Here is a 22,985-nt window from a genome sequence, read left to right on the forward strand (position 1 = left end):
CTAATATATTATGGGGTATTAATCTCCCTTTCGAAAGGCTATTCCCCAGATAAAGGTAAGTTGCACACGTGTTACGCACCCGTACGCCGCTCTCTAGTTTCCGAAGAAACTATACCGCTCGGCTTGCATGTGTTAGGCCTCCCGCTAGCGTTCATCCTGAGCCAGGATCAAACTCTCCATTGTATGTTTGTCTGACTCACTCAAAGTTATTGACGCTTTAGTTTTTCCTTACTTTTTTGGTTGTTATTTGTATGTCAATGATCTTTTATTCTTCTCGCTTATAACCGGAAACTCTTTCTGTCGTTCGTTCCGAATTGCGAGTGCAAAAGTATAACGTTTTTTATTAATGACCAAATGTTTTTCAAAGAAATTTAAAAGTTTTTTAAGTAACCAATAATCTCTCCTCGTACCCATCCAATCCGCTTCTCCTTCGCTCCCATACTCTTTCGATTTGGGATTGCAAAGATAAGAAGTTTTTGTTAATCCACAAGCTTTTTTAAAATTAAATAAAAGAAATCTAATCCTCCTACCCTTTCTATATTACCTGCTCTGTCTACTTCGCTACTCTGTTTTTTAGAGTGGTGCAAATGTAGGATTACTATCTATATCCCGCAACTTATTTTGGGACTAATTAGGAAATGTGAATAACTAATATTGCAACTTATTAATTAATAGTAAAATACAAAATATTTGGAGTTATCCACTTTATGTGAAAATACCGCAAGGGACTGGATCTATAGAAAAACAGCACTCAAACTACGGACAGGAGCGGGGGTTTGGACAGGAAAAACTGCAGATATTGGAAAATAGTTCATCTATATAAGAGGGTTTCCGAAAAATCTCAAAAAAGCGTACCTTATTTTTCTGCATCCATTTTAATCATAAAGTAAATTTCCGTGTAAGATTTCTTCTTATGAGGGGAATTCTTCAGGGATAATATTACTCTGGACGCTGATTGGAAGGTTCTGATTTAGTTGTGGACATTATCCGACTAGCTATCGCTGACCTTATTTCAAAATTAGCGTGTACTTATTTAGCAGTATACTAATTCTTATCAGAGAAAGTCTAAAGTTCTGTTTTTAAAAACACGTAATACTATATGAGAAAGACAATATTAAGGATCTGTATCAAAATATCTCTATGATATACCGTTTTACTCATCCTGCAAAAATTTCAGATAAAATTTAAAAAATTGGTTTAAATGAAATTTATGCATAGTCATATACTTTTACTATTTTTGTTCAATGACAAATCGCTTTGCACACTTTTAATTATGTTTACTAGAGTTTATTGCGGAAGTCTTTCAATTTACCAGCACAGAATATTCTGATTCCGTTCTTTTCTATTTTTAAGAAAAAACAAGTCATATCATTTCTGGTCAGATTGCAATCTTTTCATTATAAAGCCACCTTCATACCTTACGAGTCAGTATACAGTCAGCATACAGTCAGCATACACTACAAGTTGGTATAGGGTTGGGTGCAATAGAATCCGGTTAACAGGCGTTTGAAGAGCGCGGTTTTATTCCGCACCGAACCCATTTAATTTTTCTCATGAAGTTTTGTGCCTAGTTTAAGGAGCGGCTCAGTTTTTCCCAATAAAAAAGCCGACTCCTATGAGACGGCTTTGGTTGTTTTTAACGTAAAAGTTAATGTTAATCGACTTCGATAATTTCGTATTCAACGGGCATTGTTCCTTTTCTAGGATCGCCGATTGATTGGTACGCTGCCTTAGAAAGATCGAGTGCTCTTGAAGAATGAAAAGGACCGCGGTCATTTATTTCTACAATTACACTTTTTCCTGATCTCAGGTTTGTAACTTTTACCATTGTCCCGAAAGGAAGCGTTCTGTTGGCGGCAGTTAATTTTTCATTACTGAAAACTTCCCCGCTTGCTGTTTTTTTACCATTAAACTTATCGTGGTAAAACGATGCAAAACTTGTTTTTTTAGCATCTTCGGCAGTTGTTTTAAAAGAAAACAGGCCGAGTGTTGAAATCATCATTATGATTAGGAGTATTCCTCTTTTCATCATTTTGAATTTATTTTTATGGGTTTTGACTCTGCAAATTTATCCCGAAATTGACTTATACAACACTCCGACAGTTAAACAGTCTTAACGAATTGTTAAATTTTTGTTAACAACTCCCGCATTCCCTTTAATACCAGTGATCTACAAACTATGTTAAATTGTGTTAAAAAATAGGCTTAAATGTTAACAATATTAACTAATCATTACATAGCGACCAGACTTAGTTAGTTACAATCAACTGAACGACAGATCATTAAATAAAAAATACTTCCGGAAAATCCAGAAGTATTTTTTCACTAATTACCTTTACATAATTGTCAAAAAAATGACCAAATATTGCAATATCTTAAACTAATTCTCCGTACAAATCAAACTCTTCTGCGGAAGTAATTTTGATATCGGCAAATTCACCGATGGACAAATAGGTATTTTCTGCCGGAACCAAAACGGTATTGTCAACATCCGGAGAATCGAACTCTGTTCTTCCCACGAAATAATTTCCTTCTTTACGGTCAAAAATACACCGGTACACTTTCCCGATTCTTTCCTGATTTTTCTCCCAGGAAATCTGTGACTGCAATTCCATAATTTCTTCAACTCTTGCTTCCTTTACTTCCTGTGGAACGTCGTCCTCCAGAACGTAAGCGGTCGTATTTTCTTCATGGGAATAGGTAAAGCAACCTAATCGGTCGAATCTCTGTTCCCTAACCCACTCTTTCATCTCCTGAAATCTCTCTTCTGTTTCGCCAGGGAAACCGACAATCAGAGTTGTTCTGATCGCCATATTGGGAACTTTTTCTCTGAATTTATCCAACAATGCATTGGTTTTTTCGTGAGAAGTTCCACGTTTCATGGCTTTCAACAAATCAGAATTGATGTGTTGTAACGGGATATCGATGTAGTTACAAACTTTCGGTTCGTTTTTAATGATCTCTAAAACATCTTCGGGGAAACCAGTTGGGAACGCGTAATGCAAACGGATCCATTCAATTCCTTCTACTGTTACCAAACGCAAAAGCAAATCGCCCAAGGCTCTTTTCTTATATAAATCTAAACCGTAATAAGTTAAATCCTGCGCAATTAAAATGAGTTCTTTAACTCCCTTTTTCGCTAATTTTTCTGCTTCAATCACTAAGTTTTCAATTGGTGTTGAAATATTTTTTCCTCTCATTAAAGGAATCGCGCAGAAAGAACAGGGGCGGTCACATCCTTCAGAAATCTTCAAATAAGCGTAATGTCTTGGCGTGGTCACCATTCTCTCGCCCACCAGTTCGTGTTTGTAATCGGCGCCCAAATGTTTTAATAATAAAGGTAAATCACGGGTACCGAAATATTGATCAACATCCGGGATTTCTCTTATTAAATCCGGTTTGTATCTCTCTGATAAACAGCCCGTCACAAAAACCTGCTCTACTTCGCCTCTGTTTTTCGCCTCAACAAATTCCAGAATGGTATTGATGCTTTCCTCTTTGGCATTATCGATAAAACCGCAGGTATTGATAACCACGATATCGCCTTTTTCTTCGTGTACCACCTCTTTTCCGTTGGCTTGCAGTTGTCCCATCAACACTTCAGAATCATATACATTTTTGGAACAGCCTAATGTTACGATATTGATTTTCTTTTTTCCGACGGATTTTGTACGCATATTTTTAATATAATAAGTTGATTAGCAATTGCTAATTTTTTGTGGGTGCAAATTTAGTGATTTATTTGTTAGAGAAAACCAAAATAACTTTGAAGATTTAAAAGAAAAAATCCTTTCAGCGACAGTTCGCTCAAAGGATTTTAAATATTCTTAGCGGTTCAAAATTTTGTTTTAAAAACCACAAAGGCACAATAGCTATGTTATTTTTTAAGTTTTTTAAAAGAACAAATAAGGAAACTGCCCTAAAAAGGTGTCTTTTTACTCTTTCAGAAGTTTTTATTTCCAGATTATTGTGATTTAAATATTTTTTTCATTTCAAAACAGGCCTATTGAAATTTCGAAATAAAAGTTTTACACCAGCTTCTTCAGATAATCACCATAACCGCTTTTTCCGTATTTTTCGGCAGATTTCAGCAACTCTTCTTTATTAATGAAACCTTTCACGTAAGCGATTTCTTCGATACAGGAAATTTTGAATCCCTGCCTTTTCTCCAAAACCTTGACAAACTCTGAAGCTTCATGCAAAGAATCGAAAGTTCCGGTGTCTAACCAAGCCGTTCCACGAGACATTACACCGACTTCCAACTGTCCTTTTTCAAGGTAAATTCTGTTGACATCTGTAATTTCCAGTTCTCCTCTTGGTGAAGGTTTCAGGTTTTTTGCAATTTCCACTACCGAATTATCATAGAAATATAATCCCGGAACGGCAAAGTTAGATTTCGGATCTTCCGGTTTTTCTTCGATAGAAACTGCTTTTAAATTTTCGTCAAATTCAACGACGCCGTATCTTTCAGGATCTGAAACCTGATAAGCGAAAACGCAACCTCCTTCTACACTGGTTTTACTTTCCAAAAGCTCCGGCAAACCCGCACCGTAGAAAATATTATCTCCCAAAACCAAGGCAACAGAATCGTCACCAATAAACTCTTCGCCCAAAATAAACGCCTGGGCTAAACCGTCTGGACTCGGTTGCACTTTATACTGAATCGTACAGCCTATCGCCGAACCATCTCCCAAAAGCTTAATGAATCCTTCCTGATCGTGAGGTGTTGTAATAATTAAAATATCCTTAATCCCGGCCAACAACAATGTCGAAAGCGGATAATAAATCATCGGCTTGTCGTAAACCGGCATTAACTGCTTGCTAACCGCGATGGTTAATGGATAAAGTCTTGTTCCGGAGCCGCCGGCGAGTATTATTCCCTTCATAATTTGAGTGATTGAGTATTTGAGTGATTGTGTATTTGAGTGATTGAGTATGTTGTTGAGCTATTAAGGATTGGGGTTCTTAGTTTCAGAAAAAGTCCATTTTTTAGCATTGATGGTCATCGAAACGATCATTCCTAAAATTTCATCATACTTTTTATACAAATCTAAATAGGTGTTTTCATCAATATATGCGCACGCGAATGCAAAATCCAACCAGTTTTGAGTTTCCGCCGCTTCACCGTCTGCATCATTGAGTTTACTGATAAAAGACTTTTCATATCTTCTCTTTCTCCACGCTTCGGTAATATTTGCATTAACAGAACGAGAGGATCTTCTTATCTGATCGGTTAGTGAATATCTTTCTTCCTGAGGAAACGTTTTTGAAATCGTATATATTTCCATTGCTGCCGAAAATGCTTTTTGATAAACAACTAAATCTTTATGGAATTTTACAAAAGTCATCTTCTAAATTTTCACATTATTAAACTCAATAACTCAATAACCCAAATACTCAATTACTAATTATATTGCTCTGCATAATAATTCTGATAATCTCCCGAAGTTACATTTTCCAGCCATTCTTTATTTTCGAGGAACCAGTCGATTGTTTTGCTTAATCCCTGTTCGAAAGTTACGGAGGGTTTCCAGCCCAATTCTTTATTGAGTTTTGTAGCATCGATGGCGTAACGAAGATCATGACCTGGACGATCTTTCACATAAGTGATGAGTTTTTCTGAACGACCCGCCGGATTCCCCAATTTTTCATCCATTTGTTTGATGAGTTCTTTGACCAGATCAATATTTTTCCATTCGTTGAAACCACCGATATTGTATGTTTCTCCGGTTTTTGCTTCAAAAAATATCTGATGGATCGCTTTGGCGTGATCGATAACGTAGAGCCAATCTCTGGTATATTTTCCGTCGCCGTAAATCGGAAGCGGTTTTCCATTCAAAATATTAGAAATACACAATGGAATTAATTTTTCCGGGAAATGATTGGGACCATAATTATTGGAACAGTTTGAAATAATAAACGGCATTCCATACGTGTTTCCGTAAGCGCGGACCAAATGATCAGATGCTGCTTTACTGGCGGAATAAGGAGATTTTGGATTGTAAGCCGTGGTTTCTAGAAAGAAACCCGTCTCGCCTAAACTCCCGTACACTTCATCGGTAGAAACGTGATAGAATAAATTTTTTCTTGTTTCATCAGGGAAATTCCCGTGTTGATGATCTGGGTTCAGAGTCCAGAATTCTTTGGCTAAATTCAAAAGATTTGCCGTTCCGTTGACATTGGTATTAATAAATGCATTTGGATCGGTGATGCTTCTGTCCACATGACTTTCTGCTGCCAAATGGATAATTGCGTCGGGATTATATTTTTCGAAAACTCTTCGCAATTCATCCACATTGGTAATGTCTGCTTTTTCGAAAACATAATTCGGTTCGTTTTCAATGTCTTTTAAATTTTCAAGATTCCCGGCGTAGGTCAAAGCATCGAGATTGATGATTTTAGAATCCGGATGATTCTTTACAAATTCACGAACGACGTGAGATCCGATAAACCCGGCTCCACCGGTGATGATTATGTTTTTCATAGAAATTGAATGCTTAGTATTTGAGTGATTGGGTGTTTGGGTGTTTGAGTATTTGAGTTAAAACCGTTTAAATTAATTCAAAAATACCGAAATCTTAAAAATTCATTTCTGCAAAGGTCGGCAAATTTTGGTCTTTTTCAGAAAGAATGATTGCGTCCTTGGGAAGTTTCCAGTCGATATTCAAATCTTTATCATTCCAGATGACACTTCCTTCGGATTCTTTATTATAGAAATTATCGCACTTGTAGGAAAATATGGCATTTTCACTTAAAACTGAAAAGCCGTGTCCGAAACCTCTTGGCACATAGAGCTGCAGTTTGTTTTCAGGCGTCAATTCTACGCCGAACCATTTCCCGAAAGTGGGAGAATCTTTCCGTAAATCTACGGCCACATCGAAAACCTTTCCTTCTAAACAGGAAACCAGTTTTGCCTGAGCATGTTCGCCTTTTTGCAGATGAAGTCCTCTCAAAACCCCATAGAAAGATTTAGAAATATTATCCTGAACGAAATGACCGTTTAAGCCGGTTAATTCTTCAAATTTCTGTTCGTTGAATTTTTCATAAAAATAACCCCGCTCATCTTCATAAACGGTGGGTTCTATGATGTAGCAGTCTTTTAAGGGAGTTTTTTTAATTTTCATCTTGCTTTAATTTGAGGAATAAATATTTTCTATCATTTTCAGTACTTTCACACTGTCGTCTGTGGTGGTCTGAATTTCTTTCCCGTGGCGTAAAAAATCGATTATGTTCCTGTAGAGATGCTGGTGATTCTGGGCAGAACCTTTAAAGCTTCCGTAATCATTGGCTCCGTTCGTTGCGGGTAATTCGGGTGCAGTGTAATCTTTAATTATACATTTTTCCACATGGTTCATGTATTGTCCGCCCACTTTCACAGAACCGTTTTCGGCAATAATGGTGAGGGAGCTTTCCAGATTTTCATTCCACACGGAAGTCGAAAAGGTAAAACTTCCCATACCTCCGGAGGCGAAATCAAAAGTGATTATGCCGCTGTCTTCAAACTCTGTTAAATGAGAATGGTTGAAGTCGGCAAATTTGGATTTGATATTGGTAATATCGCCAAAAAGCCAGAACATAATATCCAGATAATGGGAAAACTGCGTATAAAGCGTCCCGCCATCCATATTTTTGGTTCCGCGCCATGAGCCTTTTGCATAATAATGTTCATTTCTGTTCCAAAAACAAGCAATCTGCACCATAAATAAATTCCCTAAAATTTCGGATTCAATTAAATCTTTCAACCACAAGGCCGGTGGCGAAAACCGATTTTGCATGACCGGGAAAATATGAACTTTTTTTTGGTGCGCTAATTTTTCCAATTCCTCCGCTTCTTCCGAACTGAGCGCGACGGGTTTTTCGATAATCACATCAATTCCATCTTCAATCAGGGTTTTTGCCTGTTCAAAATGCAGACCATTTGGCGTACATACTGCAACGACATCAGCCGTTAAAGGACTGTTTAAAAAATCCTGCAAAGAATGGAAACAGGGAACCGGATTTTGACGCTCCATTTCCGCTGTTGTAAATTTTGGATCGATTAAGGCTAGCAGTTCACAGTCTTGATTTTGAAAGACCATGTCTGCATGCTTTTTACCGATATGCCCATAACCTAAGATGGCTATTTTTACTTTTTTTTCCATTGAAAACCAGGATATTTTTTACAAATAGTTATTTTTTTTGAATTTAGCAGACGGTCAGTATTTTTTTCAGAATCTAAAATTAGTGCCTGATAATCGTGTAAAATGTATCAAAAATGATTTTAATATCTTTAAATACATTATTATCATTAATATATTTCATATTCAAATCTAATTTTTCAGGCATTATCTGTTCAATATATAATTTCTCCGGAGTGTCGCTTGCCGAGAGCAAATCATTCTCATTTCTAAATTTTATTGAAGCATAATCGGTGATTCCCGGAAGAACAGACAATACTTTTTTCTGTTCGTCATTGTATAAATCGGTGTATTTTTTAACTTCCGGTCTGGGACCTACGAAAGACATCTCACCAAAAAGCACGTTGAAAAGTTGTGGTAATTCATCCAGTTTATATTTGCGGAGGTAATAACCGATACCGGTTATTCTAGGATCCCGACTTCCGACGGTGAGTGCTCCTTTTGAAAAAGAATCCGGTCTCATGGTTCTAAATTTAAAAACTTTGAAAATTTGACCATTCAATCCAACTCTTTCCTGTTTATATAAAATTCCGCCTTTACTGTCTGACCATATTAAAAGTGAAACTATTATATAAAACGGTGAGAGTATTATAATCCCTATAACAGACAAAATTACATCAAAAATCCTTTTCATTAAATGATCTTTTTATATGCTTTTTCAACGGATTTACAGATAAAATCAATTTGTTCAGCAGTCAATTGCGGATAAATTGGCAGTGAAATCTCTCTCGAATAATTATGATAAGCGTTTGGATAATCATCGATCCTGTAACCCAAATCTTTAAATAAAGTCAATAGAGGCATTGGGATAAAGTGTACGTTTACAGCAACTTCATCTTCTGCTATAGAAATCATCATCGCATCTCTTTGTTCCTCGGTGATATTATTTATCCTTAATGCATATAAGTGATACGATGAAGTCCTCGTGTCATCTTTAGTTATCGGTAATTGGGCCCATTCTCTCTTGCTGAAAAACTCATGATATTGCTCGGCAACTCTTTTTCTTTCGGGTAAAATTGCTGTATTATATTTTCTTATTTGAGCTAATCCCAATGCAGCGCATATATCCGGCATATTTATTTTTAAACCTTGAAAAATAATATCATATTTCCAACTGCTTCCACCCCCTTGTGATTTTGTGAAAGCATCTTTCGTTTGACCGTTAAGGGTCCAGAGTCTCATTGTTTTATACTCCTCTTCATTGTTAAAAGGTTTCGGTAGATTGATGCAGATTGCACCCCCTTCGGCAGTTGTAATATTTTTCACTGCATGAAATGAAAAAATTGTGATATCGGTAAGTGATCCTGCCGGCTTATTGTTATAAAATGCACCCACTGAATGAGCAGCATCGGAAAGAATTAGAATTCTACCCAGCTTTTTTTGATTCTCAGAATGAGCATGAAAAAGACTTTTAATTTCGGGAAGATTAACCATTTGATTAATGGAATCATAATCGCATGGGAGTCCGGCAATATCGACCGGCATAATTACTTTTGTTTTTTCTGTAATTGCCTGTCTAATTTTTTCAGGATCTACGGTGAAATCGTCTTTCACATCTACCATTACAGGAGTTCCGCCGCAATGCAATACTGCAAGAGCAGTAGCACTATAGGTGTAGGCGGGAATGATCACCTCGTCACCCTCTTTGATACCAAACCATTTTAAAATCAAAATTGCTCCTGAAGTCCACGAATTAACACAAAGCACATGAGGTACTCCAGTAAGTTTTGCCACTTCTTCTTCAAGTGCTTTTACTTTTGGACCTGTTGTAATCCAACCCGATTTTAAAGTATTTACTACTTCAGCGATAATATCTTCATCGATAAAAGGGGGTGCGAAAGATATTTTCATTATTTCTTTACGATATTTTTTATAAAACGATACATTTTTCTATTTTGATAACTCTCGAAAATCTGATAAACTTCATAGCCACTTTCTTTATAAAATCCGATTGCCTTTTCATTTTCGTCGAAATCTGTGGTTAAAGATAATGGTAAATTTTCTATATTTTCCTTTGCAATTTCCTTTTCGAATTCTGCAAGTAGTATTTTACCATACCCTTTCTTATTTGCAAGCGTTGCAATACTTAGAAGCTCTGCATAAATGAGGTTATTTTTCTCTGATTTACTAACATTAAAGGCCATCCTTTTCAAAGCTAAAGGTTTGCTAAATAATATTTTTATGCCAGACCATGTAAATTGAAAAAAACTATTTTTAATTAGTATCCTGAAAAACCCACGGTTATCTCTGCTTCCAGCGGCAAACCCCTTAATTTCATTACTATCTTCCAATACCAAAAGTACACCGGGATTTTTCAGGAATCCTGTGTAAAAAACGGCAAGAAAATCTTTTCCAAGAGTAGATAGAAAGAAAGCTGGAAATCTCTCCTCATGAATTTTCACAATTACGTGAACATCTTGCAAGCTTGCTCTTCTAACTTTCATAAATAGTTTTTAATAAATTTCTCAAGACGATCAATACCGGCTTTTCTGGAAAATTTTTCAGAATACAATTTTGCACTTCTTTGTTTAATTTCACGAATATCATCAATCTTTAAGTCAGAAATTTTCAATGCCGCGTTTTGAAAATCTATTATGCTCTGAGGTTCAAAGACTTGACCCAGCCTATTTTCTGTAATTAAGTTTCGTGCCTCACCTTCTACTCCGCCAAGAATTGGTTTTCCAACTTCAATATAGGCCTGTAATTTTGACGGGATTATAGATTCATAAATCGGATCTTTAATTAAATGTAAAAATAAAACATCAGCAGCTTCCAAATATTTTCCAATTTCGGTGGTAGAAACGCGCCCATGAAGAATTATGTTTTCATTTTGTTTCACCAAACTTTTCAATATTTCAAAATCTGTACCGTCTCCAAATAAATGAAAGTGAATTTTTGGATTATTCTCTATTACATTAAACATCCCTTGAAAAAGTGTCGATATACCTTGATGCACCCCGATATTACCCGCATAAACAATATTAATTCCCGAATTTGGAAACGAAAAATCTATTACCGAGGGCGCCGCTGAACTTTTTTCTACCATGGACCAATTATAAAGGGTCAATATACGTCTTAATCCAATGTTTTTTTTAGCGATTATATTGCGGAAACTTTCTGATACGGTCACAAATAAATCAAAAGATTTGTAATAAAAATTATTTAAGAAAAAATCTAATAAACTAATAATCCAAGTGGATTTAACATATCCTGAGATTCGAATATTTTCCGGAAAAACATCCTGAATATCAAGTAAAGTTTTTGATTTTTTCTTACAAACATTTACAGTCCATGCGCAAAGAACAACAAAAGGTGAAGATTGCAGGATATAATAAAAACTTTCTTTTTTTCCGAACTTAAAAATTGCTATCGACGCAAATAATGCAAAAACAAAATAATTTAGCGCTCTTTTAAAAGCATTCAAACTGTGGTCTGCATACGTATAGACCCGAATTACCCGAACTCCATCCATCATTTCCTCGGCAAAAAATTTATTTGAGTACCCCTTATAAATTATGCCCTTCGGATAATTTGGAAATCCTGTTATTACAACGGGCTCCCAGCCTTTTCCTTTTATATCTTTAATAAACTGAATATCTTTAAGGTAAGGTTCTGGTGTAAAATACTGGGCGATATAAAAAAAATTATTTGTCATTATCCTTTACTCCAAACTACTCTATTTACATAGTCAGTGTAACTCAAAATAATTCGAACGACCTTTTCTGAAACATTCGGCATTGAATAATCTGCAACCCGACGGTAATTTCTTTCGTTGCCTATTTTCTGTTGTTGCAATTGGATTAAAGCCTGCAGGATTCTTTCAGGATTCATTCCGACCATCATCACGCTTGCTTCTTCCATGGCTTCGGGTCTTTCGTGCGCGTCTCTGATATTGAGAGCACAGAAATTTAAGATAGAAGATTCTTCAGAAATAGTTCCTGAATCTGATAAAACCGCGTAACTTCTCATTTGCAAAGCGTTGTAATCGTGGAAACCTAGTGGTTTTAAGAACTGAATTTCCTGGCGTGTTTTTATCTGCATTTTATCAATCATATTTTTCGTTCGCGGATGCGTTGAAACAATGATTGGGTATTGATATTTTTCCGCGATAGCATTTAAAGAAGTCATCAGTCCACGGAAATTTTTCTCGGAATTGATGTTTTCTTCGCGGTGTGAACTTACTACGAAATATTTTCCTTCTTCTAAATTCAATCTCGATAAAACATCAGATTTTTGAATATCCGGTAAATAATGATTTAAAACTTCAAACATCGGCGAACCGGTTTTAATGATCCGGTCTGCAGGAAGTCCTTCTCTTAAAAGATATTCGCGGGCAATATCGCTGTAGGTTAAGTTAATATCGGAAGTATGGTCTACAATTTTCCGGTTGGTTTCTTCGGGAACTCTCTGGTCAAAACACCGGTTTCCGGCTTCCATGTGAAAAATCGGGATTTGTCTTTTTTTAGCAGGAATTGCACACAAACAAGAGTTCGTATCTCCTAGTACCAAAAAAGCTTCGGGTTGCAGTTCTTCTAAAAGGGGATCTATTTTGATTAGAATATTTCCTACGGTTTCAGTGGCCGTCTTCCCGGCTGCTTCTAAAAAATAATCAGGTTTTCGCAAACCCAAATCCTCGAAAAATATCTGATTGAGTTCATAATCGTAGTTTTGACCGGTATGAACAATAATGTGCTCTACCGCTTCGGAATTATCGAGAGCAGTAAGAACCCTTGCCAATCTGATTATTTCGGGACGGGTTCCCACCACTGTCATTACTTTGAGTTTCTTCATATTTTTTAATAATTACAAAAATAACATAAATTGATTAAGATAAATAAAAAAAATTGGCTTAAAGCTCTTTAAGCCACGTACTTTTTACACCTCTACAAAATACGTGTCGGCATCATCTGCATTAAAAGGCTCATTGATCCAAAATACGGTTAAAAGTTCTTCATCACCAATGTTTTTAATATTATGCGTGTACCAAACCGGCATGTCTACATAAGCTGGTTCATTTCCATCGAGATAAAAGTTTAAAATTTTATCAGAATCAATTTTTCGCAGCTGAATTAGCGCTTTTCCTTTAATGACGGCAAAGCGTTCAATCTTGCGGGTATGGAAATGATTCCCTCGGGTAATACCGGGCACAGTGGTTGAATATGAACACTGACCACCGATTCCCAGCCTTATAATTTCTACAAATGCACCGCGCGGATCGATATTCTGTTTGAATTTTACAGGATAATGCGCAGCAATATCAAAATAACTACGGAATGTATTGAATAACTGATAATCAAACTGCGTTGTAAGCACTGGGATTTCACCGCCTTCAAAATAAAGTTCTTTATAATGAACCAGTTTTGCCAGTACTTCTGAGACTTTAATATAAGTGGTAAAAGGCACGATATATTCTTCCGCCGTTTTTCCCGATTTGATCTGATTGATGATTTCCTGCACCAGTTCGCCCACATAAATCAGTTTTACTTCACCGTCAACATCGATAACTGGGCTTTCACCGTGGGTGAGTTGATGACAGAAGGTAGCGATGAACGAGTTGTAATTCGCGAGCCCGAAAGGCCCAAAAACATTAGGAATAATTAATCCTGAGAAAACTCCGTCATTTTTATTTGCCCATTCTGCCAATAATCTTCTGCCTTCCTTTTTAGAGGCTCCGTATCGGTTGTCTCTTTCTTCCTGCGATGAGGAGGAAAAGATAAGATGTGCTTTTGAACCGGTTCTCTCCAATGAATTGACAAGCTTTTTTACCAGATCCACATTATTATGGTAAATCAATTCCGGATCAGGGTTACGGTTCATCGCTGCCAAATGTACGATGACATCACATTGCTGTACAAAATCATCAAGTGTTTCCGCATTGTCAAAATACTCTTTACGGAATTCTATTCTTTCAAATTCTTCAGGATTCAAACCTAAAGTATTATATAGATGCGAACCAACGAATCCGTTCTGTCCGGTAATTCCAACTTTTTTCATTAACAACTTTTTCATTTATAATTTAAAATAATCTGGCGGAAAACTATATTCGTCCTGTATTTCAGCCAAGCGGTAATCTGCAAACACCATTAATTGGGAGTCGTCTTCGGAAGCCTGAATCGAAGTAACAAATCCTGGCGGAATATGAAGGACATCCAAATTTTCAGAATGCAATGTGAATTCCAGAACAGGCAAATTAGGTGAAAGCTTATTCCAATCATCTATTTTGATCAGTTTTATCTTAAAAACTCCTTTAACAGGGGAGAACCACCTCTGCTCGACTTGATGCCCATGCCATGCCCGGACAAAACCGACATCTGTATTTTCAATAAGGTAAACTCTTTTAATCCCAAGAACATCAAAACCGTTATTGAAACGGATAATTCCTCTTTCATCCTGATGATGGTTTCCTTTGATAACGGTTGGATTCATAAAATTTTCTTTTTTATGGATACTGCATCACATTCTCCCCGAAAATTTCTTTTCGGATTAAAGGCAAAGTAGACAGTAATGATTTCAATCCTTCTATTCCCTCTTGTTCAGCGTTGTGAGAATGGTAATCTTCTATTATGGAAACATCTTGTTCACCTTCAGAAAAATATTTCGCATAATTCAAATCACGGTTATCCGCCGGCACTCTGTAGAAATCTCCCATATCTTCAGCCTTCACCATTTCTTCTCTGGTGCAGAGTGTCTCGTATAATTTCTCACCATGTCGTGTTCCAATAATTTTCACTGCTACTTCTTTACCGGAAAGTTCCATTAACGCTTGGGCCAAATCACCAATTTTGCCCGCAGGCGCTTTATTCACAAAAAGATCTCCTGCATTTCCATTTTCAAACGCAAATAAAACCAAATCTACAGCATCTTCCAAAGACATGAAAAACCTTGACATATTAGGATCGGTAATGGTTATTTCTTCTCCTTTCTGAATTTGATTTAAAAACAAAGGAATCACTGAACCTCTTGATGCCATTACGTTGCCGTAACGGGTTAAACATACTACGGTATCGGTTAGACTTCTTGATTCGGCCACCGCTACCTTTTCCATCATCGCTTTGGAAATTCCCATAGCATTGATCGGATAAGCGGCTTTATCGGTACTTAAACAGATGACCTTCTGCACTTTATTGAAAGCAGCCGCACGGATCACGTTCTGTGTGCCTTCCACGTTGGTCTTCACCGCCTGCATCGGAAAAAACTCACAGGAAGGAACCTGTTTCAGTGCGGCGGCATGGAAGACATAATCTACACCCCTAGTGGCCGGTTCTACACTGGTATAATCGCGAACGTCGCCGATATAATATTTTATTTTATCGTTTCTGTAGAGGTTACGCATATCGTCCTGCTTTTTTTCGTCGCGGGAGAAAATACGGATTTCTTTAAAATGATCAGTTTTCAGAAAACGGTTGAGGACAGCGGTTCCGAATGAGCCGGTTCCACCGGTGATGAGGAGGGTTTTATTTTGGATTTTCATTTGCGGGCGTTAATTCGATATAGTCTATAAGCAGTTGGTCTATACATTGGCAATTGCCGTCTACATAGAACCAAAGCTGGTCTTGCTCGTTAATTTTTATTGGAGGTAAAGATAAGGTTACATATTTATTATTTACAAATTTTTCAATAGGCAAATTTTTAACGGTTTTATTCTTTTGGGAATCTGCGCTATAAACACCTACATTCAAAAGGATATTGTCTTTTTTTTCCTTTATTTTTATTCGCACCTTAGCAGTGATGATCCACTCTTTTTCCTGAAGCACAGGGAGGTATTTGGAAAACCAGACCGTTATTCCCCAAAGCAGATTATTACCATTAAGATAGGCCACCTTTTTTCCCTGATCTGTCTTGATTCCGGCGATGGAAGGATCACCGTAAATCTGAAATTCATCCTCCTGAATGATGATTGATTTTTGAACATTCAATGAAGAATCCTGGAAACTTAGATTTGTGATAAGCTGCAATATTTTTCTTTCAGATTCCAGAGTGAGATTAAGATTTTTCAAGTTTGCAGTGAGCTTTAGTTTTTTAGCAGTAAAATCACCGGCGCTGTCCGTTTTCATGTCGCGGAATTTTTTCTGAACATTCAACGTTTTAAAGAGATAGAGTTCCGCGAAATTAAAAAGAAACTGCTCCCTTTCTATTTTTCTTCTCACCACCGGATCGGCTGCTGTTTTCTGTAAAGCATCAGCCAGTAATTTTTTGCCTGCATCCAGTACACGATCTGTAAGATAATTAAAATGTGCATCGTATGTAGGCAGGTTGATATTGTTCACTGCATTTTCTATCAGGTTATAAAGCTGATCCATCTCCCTGTAAGCTGCCCCATAATTGTTCTTAATGAAAAAGCTAATGAGCATCTCCTGATGCTGATCAGGATTCCACAGGAGTCTGGACAGGACCCAGGTTTTCATATCCGTCATAAAACCCAATTCATCATTATAAAGGTAACTTTGTACGAAATACCCCTCCATTCCAGCTTTTTTTAAATACTGCAGATCTTTCCCGATTCGGCGAAAACCCGGTTGTGGCATTAAAAATCCGGCAGGATGCGAATTAAGGGCATAATCCCAGTAGATAAAATCCCGTGATAGGGCCGCCCACGAATCAATAAGTCTTTTCTTATTCACATTCCTTAAATCATCAATTGGATGTCCGATTTCACTGTTAATGAGCGCCAGCCGTACGATCACATTTTTGCGGGGTCTTACCGTTGGCGGCTCGATCGCATCTGCGTAAAAAAGGGTTTCCAGAAAAACATCGGGATATTCTATTTCAATTTCTTGTGCTATCCTGTTGATAAATTCAAGAAGCTGAGTGGACTTGTTTTTTTTTGAAGTACAGGCGGTGCATTCACAAAAAACTCCCCCGTCATTTTGGGATACTGAAAATACGGTCTCGCCCGAGTTCTTCTGAATAACAGCAAGCAGGTTTTTTACAAACTGTCTGTACGCTTCGGGATCGCTAAGACAGAGCTGTACTTCCTGATCATTGAAGCCGGGTTTCATCTTTTTGATCTGACCGGAAGATAAAAACCATTCAGGGTGTTGTTTAAAATATTTGCTGGCAGGAAGAATCTGCGCAAAAGTATGCACAAAACCCACTAAGGTGTACGGTTTACCAAACACCGCATCGGGAGCAAAATCCCCATCCTCCCGAAGAACGGCATTGAATTCTTTGGAATAATTGGAACCGTAGGAGTAATCTCTCCGGTAGATGAATGGACTGGAATAGTGCAAGTCGGTTTCAGAAACGTTGGCGGGAATCAGTTTCTCCACCGTGGGAGTAAATTGGTAAATGCCCAGAAAATCCTCTAGAAAAGTGTATCCCGCATACAGTAAATCTTTATTTTCTTTCCCATGAATAAATACACTCGATTCCGAAAATTCAATATTAATAGGATCTCTTGGCACTGCCTTGCCTGCAGGCAAACGGCCGATTACGATAGATTTTGGTGGTGGGTTATCCTGCGGATAGATTTTCATCGTTTTCTGATAATGGATCTGGATCTTATCTTTAATAAGCCTCGCCATATATTTTTCCTGTTCCGTAGGTCTTGCCGGTACGCTAATCTGGGAGTAACTGGCGATATGGAAAGCTTTATGCTGCGCAGGAGCACACAGCGGCAGAATGATGACCAGTAAAATCAAGATGGTTCTCATGTTATTTCCTCAATAATTTGCTGAATGGTATTGGTTACTTTCGAGTAACTTGGCGGCAACTCATGGTGCAATGCATAGGCTAAACTTTCAGCAATCGCATTCTTTTCATCCGGATTAAAGGTCAGGCTTGGGATACAGACCTCATGAAGATATTCCAGATCCGCACCGATAACCTTACATCCTGCCTCAATGCCTTCAACCAAACCCAGGCCAAAACTTTCTGCCAGACTAGGATAAATGACAAATTCAGCTTCCGCATAGACCTTTTTCAACGCACCCCTCTGAATAAAGCCTAAGTTTACAATTGGATAGTTTTGACTGACCTTGCGGTTGATCAATGCGACCACCTCCGGATAGACATCGCTTACTGTCAGTATTAACTGCCCAATCTGATGCTGTTCGTAAAATGCACAAAACTGCTCAATTAATAAAACATGGTTTTTGTGGGGATTTGCTGTACTCACGTACAAAAAAGTATTCTTAGTTTTTTCAGAAGAGCCTTCAAAACCAAACGTTTTGTAAAAAGGTCTTATCAGTACCTGATGGGCCGGAATACGGTACTTGTGAGCGAGTGCCTTTTTCATACTTTCATTCTGCACCATCCAGAAATCGGCATTCTTTCTGATGGAATACAGTATTTCAGTTTTAAGCCAATACTTCAATTGGGCAAGTCGCCCCATATCGGTGGGGAGCGTGAGAAAAAGTTTCTGATGAAAATAAGTATAGGTTTTTGCGCTGAGTCTGATGTTGGGAGGCAGGTTACCAAAACAGAGCACGGAACTGAATTGATGGCGATTTTTACGATAAAACTGCGCGCGTTTCAAAAAGCCTGCTTCCAGAAATAAAACAGTATTCCGTTGGGAAATCAAAGGGGCTTGATTTTCAATTGTTTTGTCCAGAAGATAAAAAATTTCTCTGTCTGTTTTTTCGAGCTCTTCGGTCAGATAATCCAGCAGGATTTTTCCGCCACCGCCATTTACAAAAAGTGCATCAACCAGTATCAATAGTAAACCGTTTAATTTTAATAATAATTTTACCGGCCAGTTTCTGCGAGAATGCATTAAAAAAGACCCGTTTACAAAAATACTTAATAATTCTCAGATGTTGATAAATAACGCTGTAACTGTTTAAATTAGAGAGCATACTCTTTTGCAGATAGGACGCCAAAGAAATTAAAATACAACTGTAAAACTAAGCTTTCAAATACTGTTTTGAGCGATGATCTTCTCAAAATTACTTTGCCAGATTTCATTTTTCTCCGCGATGAGAGACTCCAAATCTCGGTTCAGGAGAAATTCTTTTAAACTTATATAATCATCAAACAGAAGGCCCACATCACCGTACTTTTTGAAATAATTTCTAAAATAGCTGTTGGTTACTGCCAGAACGGGAATTTTGTATTTTACGGCATCCAAGAAAGCGGCGCTTGCGGTATAGGCGTATTCTTTTTCGTCCAGAAAAAAAGCGGCTGCATCGGTGCGTGAAAGCGCAAGGTTATAGTCAGAGGAAGAGACAAAACGTTCTTTGAAATATTTGATTTGATCATGCAAGAGTGGTTCCAGCTTAGGATCAGCAAGTGCACCAATAATCTCAAATCTGAGTTTTGGATTCCTGTTTTCCCGGGCCAGTTCAATAAAATGATGGGTGCCTTTATTGAAGGATGCAGAACCGAGGACCGCCAGTCGGATATGTTGCGGATCTTTTACTTTTTCCAAAACATCTTTAAAATCATAAGGATGCTCAACACATACCATTTCCTCAGGCTGAAGCCAGTTTTTTGACACTACCGTTTCCTTGATATTCTCACCAAGCACCACATATTTTAGATGCTGCACTTTGTGAAGCAGTGCCTGCTTTAAAAATTTCCCCAAAACCTTTAACAGAGCATTGGAGTAAACTTCTATCTGTTTCAGTTCACCATGCAGTACGATATATTTTTCAGCGGATGATAGAAAAAAGAACCGTTTGACTAAAAAGTGCGTCACCGGGAATAAACTCGTAAAAACAATTTTGTCTTCGGACCGGGACGCGATGAGCTGTTTCAAAATAATAAAGAAATGATATATCACATAAAACGGAAGCTGCCATTTTTTAGCAAAATGCTGAACCTTGATGTAATTCCTGTTTTTAATGGCAATTCTTCTGTTCAGCGCTGATATCTGTGACCTTTCACCTACATACACAAAATCCTGGCCGGATGCGAAATGTTTAATCATTGCAAGATTGATCATCAGGTGACCCTCGCCCTGCATTTGGGTTTCTATTAATCTAACCATTTTTCTAATAAGGTATTCTGGGAATATATTTATCGAAAATCCAGTAATAAGGATCATACAGATCCAGGTAGGTATTCAGCGACACAAAAATCCTGAAGCCCATATAAATGGCAAAAAAGACAAACAACAGGAACTGCTTTCTCTTATCTTTTTGAATACGGAGTACCATGGCAATAATTAAAATCTCGATCACTGTAAAATAAGAAGTAAACCTTACAAACACAATGGATACTTGTGACAAAGTGAAAAAAATTACATTGCTGAATGTAAAAAGATTAATGTAACCGTCATATACTGCACTTTGTACATCCTTTCTAAAATAAAGAATAATTGGCAAAATAATGATCCTTCTCAATGCACTGATGAGAAAAGCAACATTGCTGTCGATCTTTGATGCTGAAACTTCAGTAGTATAGGCATCCAATTTGCCGGCAATTCTCTCTGAATCCGCGCCACCAAAACCTTCGATTAAAAACTGAAATTTACTTAGCAGTAGATTCATCACCCCCGAAACACCCAGAAACAGGGACAACACAATGATAACAACGGTCGTTTTGTTATTAATCTTTACATAAAACAGGGGATATGCCAGAAAAAGCACCACCGCAGAATTATGTACAAGCGTTGCAACAATCACCGAAATCAGGAAAAAAAGTTTTTTCTGCTTAATAATATAATAAAAGCTGAACAATGAAATTGAGATCGCCAAACTTTGCCGTACGGCAAATAAGTCACCAATGAACAGGGAATAGTAAGCAAAAAGCGACACCATAAAAAATGGCTCTAACTTTTTAATCATTATCGCTTTTATTCCAATTATAATCGTTGCCGAAATCATAAGAAAGACCGAATATGAATCGGTAAAACTTTTTATAAGATAAGTATAGGTGGCATAAAGAATCTCAAATTGACCGTTATTAAACTCGCCGAAACGGTCATACATGGTAAAGTAATAGTAATATAGACCCCAGTCTGTTCCAGTTTTCCAGCGGAAGCCGCTGAGTAAAATCAGCAGACACACGCCAAAATAGTAGACCGTAGTTTTCACCTCGGTTTTCACTTTTTCGATATCGAAAAAACTTAAGAAAAAGAAAAACAAAAATAAACTGTAATATAAAACCATTTTAGGAAGCTAGGGAAAAAATGAAGCGTAAATATATAATTTTAATCATAGAAGCCGCGAATAAAGCAAATGCCGCCACTGGAAGACCATATAGAGGCAAGAAAAATACATTGATTGAAACTACTGCAACTGCAGAAATAATATTGGCAAAAAGTATGATTTTGGTTTTGTTCTCTGCATAAAAAATCATCTCTAAAAAATAACCTGCGGTGATGATTCCGTAGGAAATACAACTCCAAAAAATCAGAAAAAAACCATCCTCATAAGCCTTGGATAAAAACAGCATCCCAATAGGTTTCTCAAAAAAGTATATAAAAACTCCTGCGCTTAGAATAAGGACAATATAAATTTTAAGATACCGGTCAATCTGTGTCTTTCGATCTTTCAATGATATACTCGGATTAAATACCACTGGAGTCAGCAACGTAAGGAATAGCGGACCGATCATGAGAAAAACTTTTGAGCCAAGCCCAACATTAGCGTTATAAATACCAACTGTTTTCAGATCTAACAATTTTTCAATGATAAAACGATCTGCATAACTGTTGATCCAGTTCCAGAAAGACAGAATCATCAGTGGTCCCATGTAGATAAAAATCTCCGTTAATAACTTACGACCTCCAATGGCCGGTATATCAGCAATCCCTAATCTGTACCATTTCAGTACATAGTATAATGCGGCAAAAAAACCCACAATTTGGGCCCACCAAAGCAACACATAACCGTCCGAAGGCATAAAGCCAATGACAAACACAAATACCATCAGAAATATAATAGGCAGAGCGTTTTTAAACAGATTAAGCCCAGAAATCTTCCTGAATTCGCCCCTAAGGGAAAAATAGTCATTCATGAGCATAAAGATGGAATTGAGAATCAGCGTAGTAACAACAAAAAGAATGATCCAAAAATGTTCGTTAAAATAAAGCCGGAAAATCATCACAATCAGAATGCTACTTACTGTCACAAACAGGATATAAAACCTAAGGAGGTGGCTGAAAGCACCTAAATTTTTCAGATGTTGAAAGTTAGATTTAATATACTGAAGAAAGGGTTGCAGAAGCAAGCTAAACACAAAAAAATATGCTGCATTCTGAATATTAAATGTTCCAAATGCTTCGGGAGTTACATGCAATGCTACAAGTTTGCCAAAAATAATTGAAAGAAAGGCATTAAAAAACTGAAAAAAAATTAAGTAATTTCTTTCTCTGTTTTTTAAAAAGGTCAGTTTTTCTTTAATCAATCTCACAATATGGCCACAATTATTATCATAACCTTATCAAGAAATTGACTGCAACTCTTATACAAGGTAATTCTAAACTTCTGATAATATTTCTATTTCAGTTCTAACGAAAGAATATTTTTTTTAAAAAAAAGGGTTGCCCTATTATCCAGGTCAGGATATATTTTTTTATTTCCTGTTGTAATCATCTTCTATGCGCACAATATCATCTTCCCCAAAATAGGTACCATATTGCACTTCAATAAATACAACAGGTTCGGAAGTTCTGTTCTCCATCCGGTGGTGCGCTCCCTGCGGGATCTGTGCTACCTCCCCTACGGTATAGTCTCTTATGCTGTCATTAATGGTGATGGTCCCTACCCCTGAAACTACCGTCCAAACCTCGGCTCTTTTAAAATGATACTGCAAAGAAAGTCTTCCACCCGGATTCACCTTTATCCTTTTTACTTTATGTGTTTCCGCAACTTCAATCACCCAATATTCTCCCCAAGGTCTTTTATCGTGTTCCATAATCTA

General features: G+C 37.2%; 21 protein-coding genes and 1 rRNA gene. All 22 read right to left on the reverse strand.

What is annotated here, in order from left to right:
- Positions 1–183: ribosomal RNA gene (locus tag QF004_RS06625) — 16S ribosomal RNA — on the reverse strand; the annotation flags it as partial.
- A gap of 1,471 nt (positions 184–1,654) precedes the next feature.
- Positions 1,655–2,032, reverse strand: a complete 378-nt coding sequence (locus tag QF004_RS06630; RefSeq protein WP_133438712.1) for a septal ring lytic transglycosylase RlpA family protein — start codon at positions 2,030–2,032, stop codon at positions 1,655–1,657.
- A gap of 343 nt (positions 2,033–2,375) precedes the next feature.
- Complete coding sequence (rimO, locus tag QF004_RS06635; protein WP_307424186.1) at positions 2,376–3,677, reverse strand: 30S ribosomal protein S12 methylthiotransferase RimO; 1,302 nt, start codon at positions 3,675–3,677, stop codon at positions 2,376–2,378.
- 351 nt (positions 3,678–4,028) lie between these two features.
- Positions 4,029–4,886, reverse strand: coding sequence for a glucose-1-phosphate thymidylyltransferase RfbA (gene rfbA, locus QF004_RS06640; RefSeq protein WP_133438714.1), 858 nt, complete (start codon positions 4,884–4,886; stop codon positions 4,029–4,031).
- A 63-nt stretch (positions 4,887–4,949) separates the two neighbouring features.
- Entirely contained in the window at positions 4,950–5,348 is a 399-nt protein-coding gene (locus QF004_RS06645; RefSeq protein ID WP_307424190.1) for a four helix bundle protein, read from the reverse strand.
- Positions 5,349–5,404: 56 nt separating this feature from the next.
- Positions 5,405–6,484 (reverse strand): dTDP-glucose 4,6-dehydratase, encoded by a 1,080-nt coding sequence (gene rfbB, locus QF004_RS06650; RefSeq protein WP_307424192.1) that lies wholly within the window; start codon positions 6,482–6,484, stop codon positions 5,405–5,407.
- A gap of 94 nt (positions 6,485–6,578) precedes the next feature.
- Complete coding sequence (rfbC, locus tag QF004_RS06655) at positions 6,579–7,124, reverse strand: dTDP-4-dehydrorhamnose 3,5-epimerase (RefSeq protein WP_307424195.1); 546 nt, start codon at positions 7,122–7,124, stop codon at positions 6,579–6,581.
- A 6-nt stretch (positions 7,125–7,130) separates the two neighbouring features.
- Positions 7,131–8,141, reverse strand: a complete 1,011-nt coding sequence (locus tag QF004_RS06660; RefSeq protein WP_133438717.1) for a Gfo/Idh/MocA family protein — start codon at positions 8,139–8,141, stop codon at positions 7,131–7,133.
- Positions 8,142–8,220: 79 nt separating this feature from the next.
- A complete protein-coding gene (locus QF004_RS06665; protein ID WP_307424198.1) occupies positions 8,221–8,811 on the reverse strand; it encodes a sugar transferase in 591 nt (196 codons plus the stop codon).
- Positions 8,811–10,028, reverse strand: a complete 1,218-nt coding sequence (locus QF004_RS06670) for a DegT/DnrJ/EryC1/StrS aminotransferase family protein (RefSeq protein WP_307424203.1) — start codon at positions 10,026–10,028, stop codon at positions 8,811–8,813. The genes QF004_RS06665 and QF004_RS06670 overlap by 1 nt, the downstream gene beginning before the upstream one ends.
- Positions 10,028–10,621, reverse strand: coding sequence for a GNAT family N-acetyltransferase (locus QF004_RS06675; RefSeq protein ID WP_307424206.1), 594 nt, complete (start codon positions 10,619–10,621; stop codon positions 10,028–10,030). Before QF004_RS06675 ends, QF004_RS06670 begins: the two co-directional genes overlap by 1 nt.
- Positions 10,618–11,832, reverse strand: a complete 1,215-nt coding sequence (locus QF004_RS06680) for a glycosyltransferase family 4 protein (RefSeq protein WP_307424209.1) — start codon at positions 11,830–11,832, stop codon at positions 10,618–10,620. Before QF004_RS06680 ends, QF004_RS06675 begins: the two co-directional genes overlap by 4 nt.
- Complete coding sequence (gene wecB / locus QF004_RS06685) at positions 11,832–12,968, reverse strand: non-hydrolyzing UDP-N-acetylglucosamine 2-epimerase (RefSeq protein WP_133438722.1); 1,137 nt, start codon at positions 12,966–12,968, stop codon at positions 11,832–11,834. The genes QF004_RS06680 and wecB overlap by 1 nt, the downstream gene beginning before the upstream one ends.
- An 84-nt stretch (positions 12,969–13,052) precedes the next feature.
- Positions 13,053–14,171, reverse strand: coding sequence for an NAD-dependent epimerase/dehydratase family protein (locus tag QF004_RS06690; RefSeq protein WP_307424213.1), 1,119 nt, complete (start codon positions 14,169–14,171; stop codon positions 13,053–13,055).
- Positions 14,172–14,186: 15 nt separating this feature from the next.
- Positions 14,187–14,603 (reverse strand): WxcM-like domain-containing protein, encoded by a 417-nt coding sequence (locus QF004_RS06695; RefSeq protein ID WP_307424216.1) that lies wholly within the window; start codon positions 14,601–14,603, stop codon positions 14,187–14,189.
- Positions 14,604–14,616: 13 nt separating this feature from the next.
- A complete protein-coding gene (locus QF004_RS06700; protein ID WP_307424219.1) occupies positions 14,617–15,648 on the reverse strand; it encodes a polysaccharide biosynthesis protein in 1,032 nt (343 codons plus the stop codon).
- The gene (locus QF004_RS06705) at positions 15,632–17,830 is read right to left on the reverse strand and encodes a DUF4838 domain-containing protein (RefSeq protein WP_307424222.1); all 2,199 of its coding nucleotides are present in this window, start codon (positions 17,828–17,830) and stop codon (positions 15,632–15,634) included. The genes QF004_RS06700 and QF004_RS06705 overlap by 17 nt, the downstream gene beginning before the upstream one ends.
- Positions 17,827–18,891 (reverse strand): glycosyltransferase, encoded by a 1,065-nt coding sequence (locus tag QF004_RS06710; RefSeq protein WP_307424224.1) that lies wholly within the window; start codon positions 18,889–18,891, stop codon positions 17,827–17,829. Before QF004_RS06710 ends, QF004_RS06705 begins: the two co-directional genes overlap by 4 nt.
- Before the next feature lie 138 nt (positions 18,892–19,029).
- On the reverse strand, positions 19,030–20,106 hold the full coding sequence (locus QF004_RS06715; protein WP_307424226.1) for a hypothetical protein: 1,077 nt from the start codon (positions 20,104–20,106) through the stop codon (positions 19,030–19,032).
- A gap of 4 nt (positions 20,107–20,110) precedes the next feature.
- Positions 20,111–21,229, reverse strand: a complete 1,119-nt coding sequence (locus tag QF004_RS06720; RefSeq protein ID WP_307424229.1) for an EpsG family protein — start codon at positions 21,227–21,229, stop codon at positions 20,111–20,113.
- A gap of 1 nt (position 21,230) precedes the next feature.
- Positions 21,231–22,193: an oligosaccharide flippase family protein gene (locus QF004_RS06725; RefSeq protein ID WP_133438730.1), complete on the reverse strand. Its 963-nt coding sequence runs from the start codon at positions 22,191–22,193 to the stop codon at positions 21,231–21,233.
- A 444-nt stretch (positions 22,194–22,637) separates the two neighbouring features.
- Positions 22,638–22,979, reverse strand: coding sequence for a phosphomannose isomerase type II C-terminal cupin domain (locus QF004_RS06730; protein ID WP_133438731.1), 342 nt, complete (start codon positions 22,977–22,979; stop codon positions 22,638–22,640).
- Between the last annotated feature and the right edge of the window lie 6 nt (positions 22,980–22,985).

Origin of the sequence: Chryseobacterium sp. MDT2-18, from assembly GCF_030815285.1 — a bacterium.
GTDB lineage: Bacteria > Bacteroidota > Bacteroidia > Flavobacteriales > Weeksellaceae > Kaistella > Kaistella salivictor.